Source organism: Microcoleus sp. CAWBG640 (assembly GCF_020883015.1).
Classification (GTDB): domain Bacteria; phylum Cyanobacteriota; class Cyanobacteriia; order Cyanobacteriales; family Microcoleaceae; genus Microcoleus; species Microcoleus anatoxicus.
On sequence record NZ_JAHRFC010000092.1, the window covers coordinates 1 to 16,781 of the forward strand.

Here is a 16,781-nt window from a genome sequence, read left to right on the forward strand (position 1 = left end):
CGAGGTTATGGGATAAAATTTTGAGACCGGGCTGCGAATTTGTGATGTTGACTCGTGCGGGAGAAAAGTATTTGACGTGCAGCCAACTTATGAGGATAATACAGGCGATCGCCGAAATTATCGTAAACCATCTTTTTTGGATAATTGAGAATCCGATGATGGGAAGCAGGAAAGTTGGGAAAAAAATCAAGGGTATAAAAGTGCTAATCAAGGCTATAACCCAGAGCCGATCCCAAAATATTAGTTTGAAAATTAAATAGCCAATAATTAATGCTAAGTAGCTGTAGGCGAAAATCTTTGCAGATTGCTTGAAGCATCTGTTGATGATATTTTCTGGTAGGTGATTCATTGAAAAGCTATTAGAATAAGAACTTGCTTAAATCGAATTCTTCATTTGACCGATGTTGATTATCTTTTTCCGTGATTAAAAATAACAACAGTCTGTCTGTATAATCCGCCGCACCCCGAAACTCTTCTCGCAATATTTCCAGCCCGCCGTTAGCATATTCTTCAAAAATTTGCAAGCGTTGTGCTTCCAATTCTCCGTCGAGATGGGAGAGAATTTGAGGATTTTTAGTTTCGGCGATCGCAATTAACTTAATCACCATATCGTAACCCCTAGACACAAAAATATCAACATCGATCGCCCCCGGTTCTCGTTTAGAAATTTCCCCCAAACGTAAACGTTTTTTCCGCTTATTTCCCAAGGATGCAGCAAAGGCGATGACATCGGCGTAAGTCTGGAAAGGACCAGTGTTGTTATCAGATAAAGTTAAAGATTTGACTAACTCCGCTTTATCTTTAGCAATTCTAATTTTGTTAGCAGCCATTGCCATAATTTGTAGTTTTTAACTATTATATATTTTGGCAAAACCAATCGTCAAATTATAATGATAAATTTAGTATTCAGATTACTCACAATGTCCGCAACAACATTATTTTTTGTGCAAAACCGCCTCTTTCTTCCCGGCGCTTGACTTGTGCTTTCAAAATGCGATCGCCCGAAATGCCACTACTCGCCATCAGCGCATCGATCACCTCATACAAATCAGCCAATTCCGCCACCAAATCTTCCCCCTCAGCCTCCGCCACTTCCCCAGCTTCTTCCATCAATTTCTGCCGCAAAGCTTGACAGTATTCGGCTTCGGACAAAACAGTAACTTCGCATTCAATACCATTTTCTCGAATAATTTCAGGAATGCGATCGCGCACCAACTTATGATACTCTTTCCCCACCTCTAACACTCCTTTAACCTTGACTAAAATTTTGAATCAACCAGCGATTAATTTCTCCATCATCTTGAGTTTGACTCCGATTCAAAGCTTCCTCAACTAACGCGATTTCTAGCCCAGGTAAAACCCGCGACTGTTGAATCCTGCCACTACCTCCGCCATTAATTGCAAAGGCAAAAACCTCCCGCGTGTTTGCACGTTCAACCCAATATTCGCTAATTCCTGCGTCTTCATAAAGCAACCGCTTGTTACCCAAATCATCACTAAAAGAAGATGCGCCAATTTCTATTACCAAATTAGGCGGATCGTATTCATTCAAATTAACAGGTGAATTACTGTCATTAGGAGGAACCCTCAAATCCGAACCTATGTAGTAAGCTAGATCGGGTTGAAACTCACGAATACCTACTTTGCGGAAACTGGCATTAGCAAATTGAACTACTCGGATATTTTTCAATGCAGCAAACAGAATAACTACATACGGGATAATTGAATTATGACGCGCGTGCAATAGCCCTACTGGTGACATTTCTATCCTCATTTGTTCTCGATCGTAATAAAAATTGCCTTTTTCCCAAGCTGAATCCTCAGCGAAGGCTAGAAACTCTCCCCATGTCGCTTTTACCCAAATATCGGTTTCCAAAACCTGTGTAATTCCCGAATTAGAAGCCATAATCCACCTCTAAAATTTCCGTATATTCAAACTCATTGGGACAGTGCCTAACTAAAGGATAGCGCATCCCACCCAGTTCGATCGCATCTTCTTCACAATCAGCTTTCGGAGAATTGTATACAAGTACATATTCTCTACCGATGCAGCCTTCCATCTCTTGGGCTACTTCCCCCCGCCACTGAGTTTTAGTTACTAAAACTATTAATTGATTTGCTAATTTCGGCAACTTATTCGCAATTTGTTTCCGATAAATTTCGTCCAAACTACCAAAGGGAGAATCCATGACAATGGGAAATGTACTGCTATCCGGGCCCATCAAAGTATTTTTTTGACTCCACTCCCGCACCCCCTCAATAATTCCCCCAATAAACGACAAACTGAGAATTTGATTTTCCCCAGTAGAAGCAGCAACCAAAGCTGGTTTACCCGAAGTATTTTCTACTAATGTCAATTCGTATTTATCGCTTAATTTTGGAATATAAGGAGTAAAAGAAATTTGACTAAAAATATCTTGAATTCGGTTTTCTAGCTGAGAACAAAACTGCTTTTCCAAACGCGATCGCACTTCAGTTAGGCGATCGATCGCATCCTGAGTAGCAGCAATCCGCCGCTGAGCCAAAATTTGCTTCTCCTCATTCATTTGCTGCTTGTCAATTTGCTTATTTAAACTCGCCATCTGCGCCCTCGCACTCTCAATTTGCTGCTGGTTAAAGCCAGTTTCCCGGTGCAAATCGCCAATGGCAATTTCAATTTCATCCAAGCGCTTTTGCAAGCCACTGACATCGGTGTCAGGATAATTTCGCAGCTTATTGTGAATATCATCTAACTGATTTTCCACCCTAGAAAGTTCGCTTCTGCTGGCCTTAATATTAGCTTGATGATTATCAACCTCTTCCCAAAAATCAGCAATTTGTCTGTCGATTTCATGAACGCGATCGCTAATCCGAATCGTAGTTTCTTCCACATCACCAACCCCCGCTTTATCCATCCAGCCACTCACCTCTGCATGAGCTTCCGAACCCTCGATTAATTCCGCACCACAGATGCACCTTTCCCTCGCTAACAACTCTGACAGAAACGGCTGCTGAATCCCCGACAGCAACTCACCTTTTGTTCGCAAACCTCCAACAATTGCTTGAAAATCCGTCGCCGCTTCCGATAAAAATACCACATAACCCCGCACAGAAACCGAGCGTTTAATAGCATCTAAACACCTGCTAATCTGTTGTTTCAGCAAAGCTTTCTGCATTTCCAATTCATCTCGAAGCCTTTGCATTTCCCCAGCACCGCTGAGCTCCAGCAAATTCCCGCTAATGGCTCTTTTTAACTCCCCTTGACTCGCCAACTCACCCTCAATCTCGACTTGACGCTTGGCAAGTTTTTCAATTTCTAATTCGCATTTATCTTTATCAGTTAATATTTTTTTGCTTTCGGCATTGCCAACTATTTTTAAATCAGTTTCTAAAGACTTTTTGGCATCTCCTAAATGCCGAATCGAACGATTCAACACTTCTACGCCCACCAACTCCTTAGTAGCTTCAGCAATTTCTGCCTTGTTGTCTTGTCGGACAATTTGTTCGATTCTTTCTCCATCAAAAAAGAAATATTGATGCAAACTTTCCGGCAAAATCCGTCCGATAATATCCTCAGCGTGCTGCGCCGTCGGTATCCAGCGCCCGTCATCTTTGGCTACAGTCAGCGACAATTCGCTGTCGCTTAGTTCAACCGAGTTTTCACTCTTGTAAGCGCGACAAATACGATGGGCTTTGTAGCGGGTGCTGTCGTGTTCAAACACAATTTCTGCCCAGCAAGATACTTTTTTCCCTATTTCTGCCTCAGCTAGAGCGCGCTTGTTTACTAATTGCTCTTTCGCAGCAAAAGCCGCGCTAAATTTTTCGTAAAGTACCCAGGTAAACGCATTCATTAAAGCAGTTTTTCCCGATCCATTATTGCCGTGAATCACGGTAGTATTTTGCTCGCCACCAGCCAGCTTAATTTCGGGAGTTTTGCCATAAAACTGTCGAAAATTGCACAAAACAAGGGAAATTAACTTCATATAACCGCTTCCTTAATTATTTTCAAAATGTCATCGCTGATATAGCGGGGAGATTTCATGTATAGCTTATCTTTCTCAATTTCCAATACCCGCTCAATAATTTGCCGCACTTCCGGCGGCGCGCTAATAATCGGTTCCTGTACGTCGCTGAGATTGTTTTCTATTTGATAAGGAGAGCGCTTTTCGGCTAATATTTCTGTTGATATTGTCGGAGTCTGGCTGTTTCCATATTTATATGTACTGCTCTGATTTTCTATCCAACTTTCTCTCAAGTTTTCCATCAAATTAAACCTCAACTTTTTCTGTATTCTTAAAAAAATCCACTCAAGAAGTGCTGAAAATAATTATACTATCAGTAAAATCACTTAAATCTAGGTAAAATATGAAGGGCTAAACAGTATACTCTATAAGCATTGTTCGCCTCTCTCTTATTCTACTTATTAACATAAACCAAACCCTAATAAATGTCAAATATCTAACAAACCATACCGCTTCTGAAGTTGTAGCAATTTCACCCTAGCTTCCCCAGCATTGTCGGCCAAATCGGCAAATTCTAAGAACCGCTTTAACTCTTTTCTGAGCAAATTGCGTTCGACTTCTAAAGTTTCTCTACCTAAATCGGGAGGCAAAACTATCATGTCAAATAAAGTTGCCCTTTCCTTCCCCGGATGCGGCCGCAAAATTCGCCCGCGACGCTGAATAAATTGACGCGGATTGCTGCTGCTTGCTAAAATTACGGCATTGCGAATTGCTGGAATGTCAACGCCTTCATCTAAACACCGAATTGCTACCAAACCTTGCAATTCTCCGGTTTCAAATTGTCGCCGCAATCGTTCTCTTTCTGCTAAAGGTGTGGCGGCAGTATAAGTGTTAACTCGGTAGCCTAATTCTGCACCGAGTAACTTGGTGGTTTCTGTTAGTTGGCGGTTGTTATGTTTGCGCGTTGCCCCTTCCATCGCACCGTCGCCACAGTAGAATAAAGTGTGTGCAGTATCGAGACGGTGAATCATTAATTCTCGCAAAGCTATTAACTTATTACCAGCCGCTCCAATTAACCTTGCTCTCTGGATTAATAAAGTTGTTAAAGCATCGTTTTCTGCTACTTTTTCATCTCCCGAAAGTACCCAGCCAATTTTTTTAGTTAAGTAGGAATATTTGCGACTTTCGGTGGCGGTTAGTTCTACTAAAATGGGATAGTATAGATAATGTACTAATGCTTTTTGGCGGATGGCATCTCGCAAGGTGAGCTCCGGCTGCAAAACAGGACCGAAATAATCTAAAATAGCTTCGGTTCCCTGTTCGTCAAAATATCTTTCTGGGGTGGCGGAAAGGGCGAGGCGTAGCCCAATATTCCGGGGTAAACTTTGTCCTAAACGGGGCGCGCCCAAGTTGTGAACTTCGTCTCCAATAATTAGGGTTTTTTCTGGGAAATAGCGCAGTTGAGATTGCAAGCTATCGGACATTAATGTGGCGTTAGTAGTGATAATTGTCAAAAATAGCCGCTCGCCCGATCGCACTTCATACAAAGCCGTACTTAATTGATTTTGCCAACTGCGGCCTTCTTCAAAAGCCAAAATAGGTTTTAAACCAAATTTTTCCGATTCGCGCCCCCACTGACTCACTAGATGGCAATAGGGACAAATTACCAGGAGGACTTCCAGGTTAATTTTTTGGTATAATTCAGTGGCGATCGCCAGTGCAGTAATCGTCTTACCGCTACCCGTAGCCATCTTCAGCGTACCACGCCCCTGATTGGCAAACCAATTAGCCACCGCAACTCGCTGATATGGCCGCAATTGTAGCGATGGCGACATTTTCGGAAACCCGAATTGGGGATTATTGGCGATCGATAGATTCACTTTTAAATACAGTTAGATGCAATATTATCCTGATTCAACCGTAACTAATTTCTCATTAAAACTTTAACATATCAAACAAATTGGCGGCCGACAATTGCAAACCAGACAGCACATCGAGTACAGGTAAAACATCTTCATTCTCTTTAATTTCAAGTTGCTGCTGCGGTTTAAATACAATGACTAATTTTTCTTCCGGGTCAATCAGCCAACCTAATTTAGTGTTATTTTTGAGGCAAAACAGAATCTTATTAATCACACGAGTAGAAGTTTGCTCCGGTGATAAAATCTCAATTATCCAATCCGGCGCAATTTCAAACCTATTTTCAATTTCTCCCTGAGTATTCAAAGGAATCCGATCCCACTCGAACACTGCGATATCTGGAACAATAGAACGTCCGCCAAAAGTGCAGCGCAATTCAGGAAACGCATAAGCTAACTTCTGTGGCTTGCCAACTCGGTTAATCACAGATGAAAACTCGAATTGTAATGTACTATGTTTTCCTTGTGCCATATCTTTTTGATAAATTTGACCATCAAAATACTCGCTAGGCGGCTCAGTTTCTGGAAGCAGCAAAAAGTCTTCTAGAGAAACTTTTGACGGAGATTGAATTAACATTACCATAAGCCATTAACCCCTCAAAAACCATTAAAAATTATTATCGCCGTCAGATTCCCAATCTGGACAAACTTCTGATTCCACACCAGTAGGGTGCATCGCACAAACCAACAAATTTCCCCCATAAACTTGACCGTGATAGTTTCGACAACCGCGACAAGCCTGCTGTTGTATCGGGGAAGGGTCTACATAAGTCACAAAAGAAGAATCTATCTCATCAAAATCCTGCTCGAATTCGCGGTAAACCTCAATAATCGGTTCTATTAATTCATTGAAATAGCCATCCAACTCATTGAAATAACCATCTATCTCATTAATCAGATTATTCTGTACTTGTTCTGTAAACTCTTCCGAAATCTTGGTCAACACCTCCAGCATTTCAGCAAAATCTTCATTCATATCCGTGAAAAAATGCTCTACTTCAGACGCAGCATTTTCGATTACTTCAAAAAAACCTTTTGACCAATCTTCCATGAATTTGTAAGGTTACTTCAGTTTGTAGTGAGGACTTTAGTCCTTGGAAAGAATTTGATGGTGAGTTACACAGCACTGACGCAAAAACTGCAAAGTGCTGATACCCTATTCACAATTCTATTACCTCTTGCCTCAGATCCGTCCACATTTGATTTGAGATTATGGGGTAGATATTCAAAAAGGGAACTCAAGAGCTTGACTCTAAGTTCCCTTTATGATTTGATATCGCACTGTTTGCGGTTTAATCTCGCTTCAGCCGTCGCAATTCGTCTTGTAAATTCTGTACCTGTTCCCGCAGCTTGTCCACGCCGTCAACTTCTTTAGCATCTTTTGCCGAAGCGTCTTCTTCAGAAACAATCTCAATCCGTCGCGGTTCCGTCGTGTTTTTATTCCCCGCCGGTTCCACTGACTGGGGCTGCTGCTGAGCCTGTTGCACCATATCATCAACAAAGCGACGAGCTTCTTCCGTGGACATCTCGCCCCGCTTCACCAATTCTTCCGAGAGCTTTTCAGCTTCAGCACGCAACTCATTTAGCTTGCTACCTGCTTTTTCGCCAGCGTAGGAAGCTAGCCCAACGCCTAGGTAAACTGCTTTTTGTAAAATATCTCCAAAACCAGGCATAGAAGCTACACCTCAAAAAACTGGGTGAACCGGATACCACGCCTATCACAAGCATCCCGTGTTGCTGCTACCTTCCGGTCCTGACAAGATTTGGGCGTTGTAATCGCGTGGGTCCAGTTCATTTATGAGTATAACACAGTTATTTATTCTTCAACCACACACCAGTGATAAATTTCATAACTAACGCAACCGTTCTTCACCAGGGGGTCTTGAGCGACGATCGCCTTTGCCTCATCCATCGAACCTGCCTCAAACATCAACATACCGCCACCTCTCCTTGCCCAGTAGCCACTTTTCGCTCGGTGTCCTTTTGAAATCAAGTCTCGGACATAAGCTCTGTGAGCTGGCACGTACTGGTCAAATACAGGCTTTTCGACAATTCCTTGCTCAATTTTGACAAACCAAGGCATTTTTTTATTTGGGATTTTTTATTTTCGATCTTAGATTGGGAATGAGTCAGCGGGCAAGTGGGCCATCACGCAAATCCTCTATGTTCCATGTTCCAGCATCCTTTATTGAGTTATCCTATGAATCCATTAAAACAGCGATTTTTCATTGCTTTGGTGCCACCTCTGGAGATTCAACAGCAGATTACTCAGATTAAAGAGTATTTTGCGGAACATTACAACAGCCGCCGCGCTTTGCAGTCGCCACCGCACATCACGCTGCAACCTCCTTTTGAATGGGCTGTGGCGGATGTTCCCAAATTGGAGGAATGTTTGAAGGGGTTTGCTGCTGGGCGCTTACCAATTCCGATTACTCTCTCCGGTTTTGCTGCTTTTGCGCCCCGCGTCATTTACGTTGATGTTGTCAAGTCGCCGGCATTGCTGGAACTTCAAACAGATTTGATGAGTTATGTCGGGGAAAATTTGGGAATTGTCGATCGCGTTTCTCAGACTCGCTCTTTTGTACCGCATATGACTGTGGCGTTTAGCGATTTAACTAAGCCAAATTTTGATGCTGCTTGGTTGGAGTTCAAAGGGCGATCGATCTTTTTTGAGTTTACTGCTTCGGAGTTAACTTTACTCGTTCACGATGGTAGTCGGTGGAATGTTGGTACTGAGTTTTTATTTGCTGGGAGTTAGATTTAGGTCGATCGCACTTTGGGAAATAAAAGGGCGATCGCACTTTGGGAAATAAAAGGGCGATCGCACGAGCGAAATTTCAGACTATCTGGTATAATCAGGAAGGTAGCTCTAATAATTTTCAATAGCGATGAACTATGAAAACTCAAGAACTTCGCCAGAACCTTAAGCAATCGATAGATAGCTTATCTCCTGAACGGCTGCTCGTTGTGGCTGATTTTTTAGCTTATTTAGCAGAACGTGAAAGCAATGAAGCTACGAACGAATTATTGAAAATTCCCGGTTTTCTGGAAGCTTTTAATAAAGCCCGAACTGATGTAGCAGCAAGTAAGGTAACGACCGTTGAGCAACTCAAACGAAAATACTGATGAAAATCTGAATTTTTATTCAATCGTTCTTAGCTTTGATGCTCAGGAGTTTTTTGAAGAAGCATCAGCTTCTTTACAACGCAAGCTAGATCGATGTTTTGAGATGTTGAAAACTGACCCTCGCAGTCATCCAAATATTAAGCAACTCAAAGGCGACTTAGCTGGATACTATCGCTATCGCGTTGGAGATTATCGGGTTGTTTATGAGATTGATGAGGAGCAAAAGCGGGTGGTTGTGACTGTGATAGCTCATCGTCGTGAAGTGTATTAGGGCGCATTTGGTAAAAAATATAGGTTGCGATCGCCTAACTGATGACTTAAAATAGAAGAGACATAAAGCTGCGTGGTCAAAATGGACAGAATCTCCGTCAACCCTCAAATTCACTTCGGTAAGCCTTGCATAGTGGGTACGCGCATTACTGTACAGAGCGTTCTCGAATTACTAAATGAAGGGCTTTCTTTTGCAGAGATTATCCAAGATTACTATCCCGATTTGGAAATGGATGATATTCGAGCTTGCTTGCGTTATGCGATCGCACTGGTGGCGGCGGAAGACGTACATTTGGCATTAGCTTAAATTATGAAATTTCTGATTGACCAAGATGTGTATGCTGTCACCATAAAGTTTTTGATTGATGCAGGACATGATGTAATTGTTGTTGCTCAAATGGGTTTAGCGCAAGCAAGTGATGAAGAAATACTGAGAGTAGCCCAAACAGAAAATCGCATCCTGGTTACGCGAGACAGAGATTACGGAAATCTGGTTTTTGTGAGGGCGATCGCAACAGGTGTGATTTACCTTCGAGTCTTACCTAAAATGGTGAATGAAGTTCACAAGGAACTAGCAGGAGTTATAGAAAATTACTCTGAAGTAGAACTGAAAGGGGCATTTGTGGTTGTAGAACCTGATGGATATCGGTTCAGAAAACCGCTTATATAGTGAGTTAATTAGTTGGGTGTTGGAAAGGAAAGGGCGATCGCACTTTGGGAAGATAAGGGCGATCGCAATGCAGGGAAAATCAGGGCGATCGCTTTTCCAGAACTTTAAATTTAGATATAATAGAGAACAAGCAAAAACTCTTACAACCAAGTCTATGTTTACTTATAGCAATGTATTGAATCAAGTTAAAAGCCTCACGATTGCAGACCAACTGCGGTTATTAGAAGACTTGAAAAAGATGATTCAGTTACGGGAAGAAGTTGCCGAAGATGATGAAGTAATTTCAGCAGAAGAAATAGCAGAGAGCGAGGCTGGTTGGCAAGATTACCAAGCTGGTCGCGATCGGGGGATATCCTCCCAAGAAATCAAATTTAAGCTATTTGGAGAAAAAAATTGACTGACTATATTCTCCTGAAAGCAGCAGAACGTGAAAGCAATGAAGCTACGAACGAATTATTGAAAATTCCCGGTTTTCTACAAGCATTTAATAAAGCCCGAACTGATGTAGCAGCAAGTAAGGTAACGACCGTTGAGCAACTCAAACGAAAATACTGATGATGAGGCTCAAAGTAGTGTTACAATAATCAACTAAGTAAAAGTGTAAGTTAAGATAGCCTATGTTGACTATTGAACAGATAGAAAATGCGATTCTCCAACTTCCGCCCAACAAGATTGGAGAGTTGTTAGAGTGGTTTCTAAATTTGGATTACCAACGATGGGATGTTCAGTTAGATCGAGATATTGCTGAGGGTAAACTGGATGCTTTAGCAGCAGAGGCGATCGCAGATTTTGAGAGTGGTAATTATCGAGCAATTTAATGCACTATACTACTCGAAAGTTTTGGGATTGTTACAATGCTTTGTCATCAAATGTACAAGCTACAGCAGATCAATGTTATGAGTTGCTGAAGGCAGATCCGTCTCATCCTTGATATGACAGTTGAGCAACTGCGGGACTTGATTCGGCATACCGTTGAACAGTGCTTAGAAGAATATTTGGGCGATCCTGATGCAGGTTTAGAAGTTAAGGAAGAAGTCAAGCTGAAATTGTTAGCGTCAATGAAGCGGAAACAAGCAGGAGAAAATAGCATCGAACCTGGGGAAGTCTATCAAAAAATTGGTCTAAAATCGTAATGAGTTATTCGGTTGAGTTGACAGCAGAAGCTAAATAACTAAAATTGAAGTTATCCTAAAAAGTAGAGTAAAGGAAAAAATCCATGAGTACAGAGCGTTGGGATGATGATAAGCTAGATCGTCTGGCTAGCATGGTAGAAAGTAACGCCCGCGTCATTCAAGCTTTAGCTAATGTGGCAGCCGAAGCAAGGGAAGAACGGCAGCAGTTATTTCAAAGGATGGATCAACAGCAAGCAAATATGGCACAGCAACAAACAATTATTGTCCAACAACAAGAAGAGATTCGCGGACTCCAAACTGAGAATCGTCGCATTCTGGACATCCTCCTCAATCAGCCCGATCGGGGAGATAATCCAACGGCTTAACTAAATAAGAAAGTAGGGGCGATCGCACTTTAGGAAGATAAGGGCGATCGTACTTCCCTAGCTCCTAAATTGCTATAATGACAATTAGCCAAAAAAATCTCAACATAAAGCCTATGTCTACTTATAGCGAGGTACTGAGTCAGGCTCAAAGTCTCACTCCTGACGAGCAACAGCAGCTTTTAGAAGTATTGTCAGCATTGATGTGCGATCGGGTAACAACCCAAACTCAGGGTAGCAGTGAAAGATTGCCGAGGAAAAATCTAAAGAGATGGCGAGGTTTTTTGCCTAAACGTGTGGATGCTTTGGAATTCCAGTTGCAACTTAGAGCAGAATGGGATGATTAATAAATATCTTCTCGATACCAACATCCTGATTTACTACTTCAATGATGGGCCAGAAGTTCAGTCTATATTTGATGAGATTGAAGCTGGAGATGCAGAGGCATTTTATTGTCCAATTAGTTGGGTGGAGTTACTTTGTTACCCGGCATTGACAGAAGAACAAGCGAATGAGATGCGAGAATTTTTGAGGCTTCTTAAGTGCGTATCATTGACAGAATCAGTTTTAGATAGTGCAGCCCAAATTCGCCGAGATTATCGCTTAAAATTAGGTGATGGTGTAATTGCAGCCTGTGCTTTAGTTGAGGGATGTGTTTTGGTGACTCGGAATGCTAAGGATTTTAAGCGCGTTAATGGGTTAACTATATTGAATCCATTTGATTAGGTAAAAAAGGGGCGATCGCGCTTTGGGAAGATAAGGGCGATCGTACTTTGGGAAGAAAAGGGGCGAGGCAGTCATCAAGAGCTATAATAATAAAAATAGAGAATAGTGGATATTAGCTATGCAGCGAATATTTGAGGCTATATTGAAGGGAAACCTTTTAGAATGGGCTAATGAGGTTCCAAAACAGGGCGATCTGCCTGTCAGAGTTTACGTTACTTTACAAGAAGAGCGATCGACTTTAAGTGCTGAGTTCCGCCGTCAGAGAATAGTTGAAATATTGGAAAAGATTGCAGCAAGTAATGTCTTTGCTGAGATTAGCGATCCGGTGGAATGGCAGCGAGAGTTACGTCAAGATCGTTCACTTCCAGGTAGGGATGAATAATGCTGCTTGACAGTAATATTATTATCTACGCTTCTCAACCAGAACACGCGCAGATTAGGCAGTTTATTCGCGAACATGACATAGTTGTATCGGCAATAAGTTACGTTGAAGTGCTGGGTTATCATAGACTGACTGAAGAAAATAGATTGTACTTTGAGGAGTTTTTTGGTGTGGTGGAGGTTCTACCGATTTCTAACGCTGTACTCGATCGGACAGTCCTGTTGCGACAGATGAGGAGAATGACACTAGGGGATGCTATTATTGCGGCAACAGTTTTGGTATATAACAGAACTTTAGTAACAAGAAATATAGGGGATTTTCGGTGGATTGCTGAACTCACACTGATTAACCCGTTTGAGGCTTAAGAAAGATAGGCGATCGCGCTTTGGGAAGATAAGGGCGATCGCATTTCCCTAGCTCCTAAATTGCTATAATAACAATCAGCCAAAAAATCTCAACATAAAGCCTATGTCTACTTATAGCGAGGTACTGAGTCAGGTTCTAAGACTTACACCAGATGAGCAACTGCGACTCATCTCTGAATTGTTTGCACATATTCGTCAACGAATGATTCCTAAGCCCAAGCGCAGTATTTTAGAATTGTCAGGTTTGGGTAAGGAAATTTGGCATGGGATTGATGCTCAAGAATATGTGAATCAGGAACGAAATTCATGGAATGGATAGCTCAGTTACAGAGACAACTGTACTAAAGTTGCTATTATTTATTGATAATCCCACAAACTAGGAGATTAAGATGCAAGTCAAAGATATGACAGTTGAGCAACTGCGGGACTTGATTCGACATACCGTTGAACAGTGCTTAGAAGAATATTTGGGCGATCCTGATGCAGGTTTAGAAGTTAAGGAAGAAGTCAAGCTGAAATTGTTAGAGTCAATGAAGCGGAAACAAGCAGGAGAAAACAGGATCGAACCAGGGGAAGTTTATCAAAAAATCGGCATAAAATCGTAATGAGCTATTCGGTTGAGTTGACAGCAGAAGCTCTGGTTAACCAAGAAAGATTGACTCAGGCTGTACAGGAGCGTATAGGTAATAAAATCAATTGGTTGGCTGAAAATTTTGAACAAATTACTCCTATGCCTTTGTCGGCTAATCTGGCTGGTTTCTTTAAGTTAAGAGTGGGTGATTATCGGGTAATTTATTCTTTTGATGATGATTTAAGGGTGATTACTATTCATCAGATTGGACACCGGAGAGAAATTTATGATTAACTTAATGGCGATCGCACTTTGGGAAGATAAGGGCGATCGGTTTTTAACTATCTTATCCTAATTTAATCAGCATCATACTTACATAGCCATGCTGCTATGAGCGTTCCTGCTATTCCACCTACTGAAAAACCTATGGTTAGTGGAGCGTTTAAAAGTCCGGCAACAGTAATTCCAATTCCCGCAGCAGCTCCTCCAGACTGAAGAACTGCATCTACAAATTTTCTTCTAATAATTTGTTTTTGATTTTTATTAAGATTAACTCGATTTGTTATATGTTCGGTTAACATAGCTAGGAGAGCAACAGTCCCTTCTTTAGATACTCGATCTACTATAGCTGTAAAAAGATTTCCCAGCCATTCTTTACCGTCAGGTGTAGTTTTGCGTTTATTGTCTATTGCAACTACTGGAATCTGACCGGGCATATTACCATCACCTATTACGTCTGCTATGGTTTGTAGAATGATTTGTTTTTTTATTCGCAATTGCTCTTGGTATTCCCAGGGTTCAATGTTATTTGCAAAAGTAAAAACAATAACAGCATATTGCCAAACTATAGGTCCCAAAGCGTATGAAATAATTTTGATTGCTCGTAGATCGTTTTCCGATCTTGTTTCATCTAGTCTGCTAACATACAACATAGAGTCAGGAGTACGAACTTTGGAACGGATTAGGTCTATGTATGCTTCATCATTTCCACTTCCATCACACAGACCCGGAGTGTCAAAGACAGTAGCTTTAACCCCATTTATCTCAAAATCAAATCCAACAACATCTGCTGTTTCCGCCTTATAGCGATTAACTTTAGATACTTCTTTGCCCACCAATGAGTTGACAGTGCTAGATTTCCCCCATCCTGTACGACCCACTACAAAAAATACCAATGGTTTCTTTTTAGTATTCGCCAACATTCTTTCAAGAGCTTGAATGAAATTTATGCCTATTGTGTCAGTCATGATACTTTTTTAATTTATTAGGAAAGTTAAGGATTACGTGGCGTAGAGCAACTGCGGTCATTAAGGTATATTTTATAACCAAACCTAAGCGCAGTCAGTTGGCAACATCGGGACTTTTCCCAGACCACCCGATCGCAAATGTCGGAATCATGTCGGAAATGTCGGAACCTTGTCGGAAATGTCGGAAAGATCGGATATAATACGACAAATCGCACCACACGACTGACCTATGGAAATCGCAGAAGTCTTAAAACTCGCGGACGAACTAATCTTCGCGAAGACGGGAGAACATATAGACTATCTGCAAAAAGCTATCCTGGAAGGGACATTCCAAGGTCAGACATACCCAGAAATTGCTGAAGCGACTCATTCCAGTGAAGGCCATACCAGAGATATCGGTTCGGAATTATGGCAAATATTTTCAGAGGGATTGGGAGAAGATATTACTAAAAGAAATTTTAGAGCAATATTAGAAAAAGCGAAATTTGATAACTTTTCATCAGCCATCGGTAGAGTAGGTAGAGATTATGTAGCGATTAACAACCTCAATATTTGTCAAGAAAGGGCGAGAAGTCCAACAGAACCCCAAAACCCCCAACAAACTCCCAAACAACTCCACATAGACTTAGGCGACGCACCCGAAATATTCACCTTTTTCGATCGCACTTCCGAACTCTCCACCCTCGAAAACTGGATAACACACGATCGCACACGCCTCATCGCACTCCTCGGAATCAGCGGAATCGGCAAAACAACCCTCTCCCTCCGCCTAATCAACCAAATCAAAACCCAATTCGATTACATCATCTATCGCAGCCTCCGCTTTTCCCCAACTCTAGAAACAACCCTCACCAACCTGCTGCAAATCTTTTCCCAAACATCAGAAACTCCCCAAAACATCGAAACCAAAATTTCCCAAATCCTCGATTACCTGCGAAAATACCGATGTCTGATTGTCCTCGATGACGTGCAAATGCTTTTTAGCAGCCAACAACTCGCAGGACAATATAAAACTGGATATGAAGATTATCAGTTATTTTTTAAACTAATTGCCGAAGTTTGTCATCAAAGTTGTTTGATATTGAATAGTTGGGAAAAACCCAGAGAAATTGCCAGATTATCAAAAGAGGATCGTCCCGTGCGATGTTTTGAATTGGGAAGTTTGGGAGAAGCTGCTAAAGAGATTCTGAAATCGCACAAGTTAGCCGATGAGGAAACATGGTCAACTTTGATTGACATTTATCAAGGCAATCCCCTATGGTTGGAGTTGACTGCAACGCTGATTCGAGAGTTATTTGGGGGGAGAGTTTCGGAGTTTTTGCAGTGCGAAATGCCGATTTTAGATGAAGGGTTGCAATTTCAATTATCTCAACCTTTTGGGCGTTTGACTGCGGCAGAGTTGGCGGTGATGGTTCACCTGGCTAATCAAGCTGAACCTGTTGCTGTGTCTCATTTTTTTAACCAAATACCGTTTTCGCCGTCTGAAATAGTTAATGCAGTGCGATCGCTTGGAAGTCGGTTTTTATTGGATGTTGTAGAAGAGGAAAAGATAATTTTGTTTAGTTTGAATCCTGTGTTGAAACAGTATGTTATCTCTATGTCTATATAACCGGATTTTTTTTAACCACAGAGGGCGCAGAGAACGCAGAGAGCGATGTCGCACCATCGAATAGATATTACCTGTAGGGGCGGGTTTTACAGATAATATTTGAGTCTGACAAACAATCTAGATAAACCCGCCCCCACCACACCAATAACCCACGATTAAATAGATATTACCTGTAGGGGCGGGTTTTACAGATAATATTTGAGTCTGACAAACCATCTAGATAAACCCGCCCCCACCACATCGATGTCCCACATCAACCTTAATTTGGAATGGCGATTTGTCGTTGGGGTGGGGCGGGTTTTTGAGGTTGGTCGATTTTTGTCATTAATGGTTGGTAAAACCCGCCCCTTGTATCTTAAAAGAGTCAGTCAGTCGATCGCCACGTCATTGATTCGATCATACCGACAATCAGGCGATCGTACCGACAATCAGGCGATCGTACCGACAATCAGGCGATCGT

At 41.7% G+C, this 16,781-nt stretch carries 31 protein-coding genes, 1 other RNA gene and 1 pseudogene; 19 read left to right on the top strand and 14 right to left on the bottom strand.

Annotation, left to right across the window (positions count from 1 at the left end; all coding sequences use genetic code 11):
* From AAFP11_RS25995 to AAFP11_RS26050, 12 genes and pseudogenes are all read right to left on the bottom strand, one after another.
* Nucleotides 1-349 (bottom strand): annotated as a pseudogene (locus AAFP11_RS25995) (endonuclease/exonuclease/phosphatase); the annotation flags it as partial.
* Nucleotides 350-359: 10 nt separating this feature from the next.
* A complete protein-coding gene (locus AAFP11_RS26000; protein ID WP_341739627.1) occupies nucleotides 360-830 on the bottom strand; it encodes a DNA phosphorothioation-associated protein 4 in 471 nt (156 codons plus the stop codon).
* Between the two features lie 85 nt (nucleotides 831-915).
* Nucleotides 916-1,236: a nucleoside triphosphate pyrophosphohydrolase gene (locus tag AAFP11_RS26005; RefSeq protein ID WP_341739628.1), complete on the bottom strand. Its 321-nt coding sequence runs from the start codon at nucleotides 1,234-1,236 to the stop codon at nucleotides 916-918.
* Between the two features lie 13 nt (nucleotides 1,237-1,249).
* A complete protein-coding gene (locus AAFP11_RS26010) occupies nucleotides 1,250-1,906 on the bottom strand; it encodes a Uma2 family endonuclease (RefSeq protein WP_341739629.1) in 657 nt (218 codons plus the stop codon).
* Entirely contained in the window at nucleotides 1,896-3,962 is a 2,067-nt protein-coding gene (locus AAFP11_RS26015) for an AAA family ATPase (protein WP_341739630.1), read from the bottom strand. Before AAFP11_RS26015 ends, AAFP11_RS26010 begins: the two co-directional genes overlap by 11 nt.
* Complete coding sequence (locus AAFP11_RS26020; RefSeq protein ID WP_341739631.1) at nucleotides 3,959-4,243, bottom strand: hypothetical protein; 285 nt, start codon at nucleotides 4,241-4,243, stop codon at nucleotides 3,959-3,961. The genes AAFP11_RS26015 and AAFP11_RS26020 overlap by 4 nt, the downstream gene beginning before the upstream one ends.
* A 186-nt stretch (nucleotides 4,244-4,429) precedes the next feature.
* Nucleotides 4,430-5,776, bottom strand: a complete 1,347-nt coding sequence (locus tag AAFP11_RS26025; RefSeq protein WP_341739632.1) for a DNA phosphorothioation system restriction enzyme — start codon at nucleotides 5,774-5,776, stop codon at nucleotides 4,430-4,432.
* Nucleotides 5,777-5,876: 100 nt separating this feature from the next.
* On the bottom strand, nucleotides 5,877-6,443 hold the full coding sequence (locus tag AAFP11_RS26030) for a Uma2 family endonuclease (protein WP_341739633.1): 567 nt from the start codon (nucleotides 6,441-6,443) through the stop codon (nucleotides 5,877-5,879).
* A gap of 24 nt (nucleotides 6,444-6,467) precedes the next feature.
* On the bottom strand, nucleotides 6,468-6,911 hold the full coding sequence (locus AAFP11_RS26035; RefSeq protein ID WP_341739634.1) for a hypothetical protein: 444 nt from the start codon (nucleotides 6,909-6,911) through the stop codon (nucleotides 6,468-6,470).
* Between the two features lie 241 nt (nucleotides 6,912-7,152).
* Nucleotides 7,153-7,533, bottom strand: a complete 381-nt coding sequence (locus tag AAFP11_RS26040) for a hypothetical protein (protein WP_341739635.1) — start codon at nucleotides 7,531-7,533, stop codon at nucleotides 7,153-7,155.
* A 23-nt stretch (nucleotides 7,534-7,556) separates the two neighbouring features.
* Nucleotides 7,557-7,653, bottom strand: an RNA gene (ffs, locus tag AAFP11_RS26045) — signal recognition particle sRNA small type.
* Nucleotides 7,654-7,676: 23 nt separating this feature from the next.
* Complete coding sequence (locus AAFP11_RS26050) at nucleotides 7,677-7,943, bottom strand: YciI family protein (RefSeq protein ID WP_341739636.1); 267 nt, start codon at nucleotides 7,941-7,943, stop codon at nucleotides 7,677-7,679.
* A gap of 117 nt (nucleotides 7,944-8,060) precedes the next feature.
* On the opposite strand from AAFP11_RS26050, the gene AAFP11_RS26055 reads away from it, so the two are divergent.
* Nucleotides 8,061-8,618: a 2'-5' RNA ligase family protein gene (locus AAFP11_RS26055; RefSeq protein WP_341739637.1), complete on the top strand. Its 558-nt coding sequence runs from the start codon at nucleotides 8,061-8,063 to the stop codon at nucleotides 8,616-8,618.
* 2 nt (nucleotides 8,619-8,620) lie between these two features.
* Here AAFP11_RS26055 and AAFP11_RS26060 read toward each other — a convergent pair whose 3' ends face one another.
* Nucleotides 8,621-8,743, bottom strand: coding sequence for a hypothetical protein (locus AAFP11_RS26060; RefSeq protein ID WP_341739638.1), 123 nt, complete (start codon nucleotides 8,741-8,743; stop codon nucleotides 8,621-8,623).
* A gap of 12 nt (nucleotides 8,744-8,755) precedes the next feature.
* Between AAFP11_RS26060 and AAFP11_RS26065 the strand changes: the two genes are divergently transcribed.
* From AAFP11_RS26065 to AAFP11_RS26140, 16 genes are all read left to right on the top strand, one after another.
* Nucleotides 8,756-8,986 carry a hypothetical protein gene (locus AAFP11_RS26065; RefSeq protein WP_341739639.1) on the top strand — a complete coding sequence of 77 codons (231 nt, stop codon included), beginning with the start codon at nucleotides 8,756-8,758 and terminating at the stop codon, nucleotides 8,984-8,986.
* Nucleotides 8,961-9,257 (top strand): type II toxin-antitoxin system RelE/ParE family toxin, encoded by a 297-nt coding sequence (locus AAFP11_RS26070; RefSeq protein WP_341739640.1) that lies wholly within the window; start codon nucleotides 8,961-8,963, stop codon nucleotides 9,255-9,257. The genes AAFP11_RS26065 and AAFP11_RS26070 overlap by 26 nt, the downstream gene beginning before the upstream one ends.
* 81 nt (nucleotides 9,258-9,338) lie before the next feature.
* Entirely contained in the window at nucleotides 9,339-9,563 is a 225-nt protein-coding gene (locus AAFP11_RS26075; RefSeq protein ID WP_341739641.1) for a DUF433 domain-containing protein, read from the top strand.
* 3 nt (nucleotides 9,564-9,566) lie between these two features.
* Nucleotides 9,567-9,926: a DUF5615 family PIN-like protein gene (locus AAFP11_RS26080; protein WP_341739642.1), complete on the top strand. Its 360-nt coding sequence runs from the start codon at nucleotides 9,567-9,569 to the stop codon at nucleotides 9,924-9,926.
* A complete protein-coding gene (locus AAFP11_RS26085) occupies nucleotides 9,895-10,323 on the top strand; it encodes an addiction module protein (protein ID WP_341739643.1) in 429 nt (142 codons plus the stop codon). The genes AAFP11_RS26080 and AAFP11_RS26085 overlap by 32 nt, the downstream gene beginning before the upstream one ends.
* Entirely contained in the window at nucleotides 10,320-10,481 is a 162-nt protein-coding gene (locus AAFP11_RS26090; protein WP_341739644.1) for a hypothetical protein, read from the top strand. Before AAFP11_RS26085 ends, AAFP11_RS26090 begins: the two co-directional genes overlap by 4 nt.
* A 62-nt stretch (nucleotides 10,482-10,543) precedes the next feature.
* Nucleotides 10,544-10,744, top strand: a complete 201-nt coding sequence (locus tag AAFP11_RS26095) for a hypothetical protein (protein WP_340521594.1) — start codon at nucleotides 10,544-10,546, stop codon at nucleotides 10,742-10,744.
* Between the two features lie 114 nt (nucleotides 10,745-10,858).
* Entirely contained in the window at nucleotides 10,859-11,059 is a 201-nt protein-coding gene (locus AAFP11_RS26100; protein WP_341739645.1) for a hypothetical protein, read from the top strand.
* 83 nt (nucleotides 11,060-11,142) lie between these two features.
* Nucleotides 11,143-11,424 (top strand): hypothetical protein, encoded by a 282-nt coding sequence (locus AAFP11_RS26105; RefSeq protein ID WP_341739646.1) that lies wholly within the window; start codon nucleotides 11,143-11,145, stop codon nucleotides 11,422-11,424.
* A 113-nt stretch (nucleotides 11,425-11,537) separates the two neighbouring features.
* A complete protein-coding gene (locus tag AAFP11_RS26110) occupies nucleotides 11,538-11,768 on the top strand; it encodes a hypothetical protein (protein WP_341739647.1) in 231 nt (76 codons plus the stop codon).
* Complete coding sequence (locus AAFP11_RS26115) at nucleotides 11,761-12,147, top strand: type II toxin-antitoxin system VapC family toxin (RefSeq protein ID WP_341739648.1); 387 nt, start codon at nucleotides 11,761-11,763, stop codon at nucleotides 12,145-12,147. The genes AAFP11_RS26110 and AAFP11_RS26115 overlap by 8 nt, the downstream gene beginning before the upstream one ends.
* Before the next feature lie 118 nt (nucleotides 12,148-12,265).
* Nucleotides 12,266-12,529 carry a hypothetical protein gene (locus tag AAFP11_RS26120; RefSeq protein WP_341739649.1) on the top strand — a complete coding sequence of 88 codons (264 nt, stop codon included), beginning with the start codon at nucleotides 12,266-12,268 and terminating at the stop codon, nucleotides 12,527-12,529.
* Nucleotides 12,529-12,894, top strand: coding sequence for a type II toxin-antitoxin system VapC family toxin (locus tag AAFP11_RS26125; RefSeq protein WP_341739650.1), 366 nt, complete (start codon nucleotides 12,529-12,531; stop codon nucleotides 12,892-12,894). The genes AAFP11_RS26120 and AAFP11_RS26125 overlap by 1 nt, the downstream gene beginning before the upstream one ends.
* 103 nt (nucleotides 12,895-12,997) lie before the next feature.
* A complete protein-coding gene (locus AAFP11_RS26130; RefSeq protein WP_341739651.1) occupies nucleotides 12,998-13,213 on the top strand; it encodes a hypothetical protein in 216 nt (71 codons plus the stop codon).
* A 70-nt stretch (nucleotides 13,214-13,283) separates the two neighbouring features.
* Nucleotides 13,284-13,499 (top strand): hypothetical protein, encoded by a 216-nt coding sequence (locus tag AAFP11_RS26135; RefSeq protein WP_341739652.1) that lies wholly within the window; start codon nucleotides 13,284-13,286, stop codon nucleotides 13,497-13,499.
* Nucleotides 13,499-13,759 (top strand): type II toxin-antitoxin system RelE/ParE family toxin, encoded by a 261-nt coding sequence (locus tag AAFP11_RS26140; RefSeq protein WP_341739653.1) that lies wholly within the window; start codon nucleotides 13,499-13,501, stop codon nucleotides 13,757-13,759. Before AAFP11_RS26135 ends, AAFP11_RS26140 begins: the two co-directional genes overlap by 1 nt.
* A 62-nt stretch (nucleotides 13,760-13,821) precedes the next feature.
* Here the strand turns inward: AAFP11_RS26140 and AAFP11_RS26145 are convergent, their stop codons facing one another.
* Nucleotides 13,822-14,712, bottom strand: a complete 891-nt coding sequence (locus AAFP11_RS26145) for a GTPase (RefSeq protein ID WP_341739654.1) — start codon at nucleotides 14,710-14,712, stop codon at nucleotides 13,822-13,824.
* Nucleotides 14,713-14,941: 229 nt separating this feature from the next.
* On the opposite strand from AAFP11_RS26145, the gene AAFP11_RS26150 reads away from it, so the two are divergent.
* Nucleotides 14,942-16,321 carry an ATP-binding protein gene (locus tag AAFP11_RS26150; protein ID WP_341739655.1) on the top strand — a complete coding sequence of 460 codons (1,380 nt, stop codon included), beginning with the start codon at nucleotides 14,942-14,944 and terminating at the stop codon, nucleotides 16,319-16,321.
* Nucleotides 16,322-16,564: 243 nt separating this feature from the next.
* Nucleotides 16,565-16,781 (top strand): hypothetical protein (locus AAFP11_RS26155; RefSeq protein ID WP_341739656.1); only part of this gene is annotated, 217 nt, incomplete at its 3' end.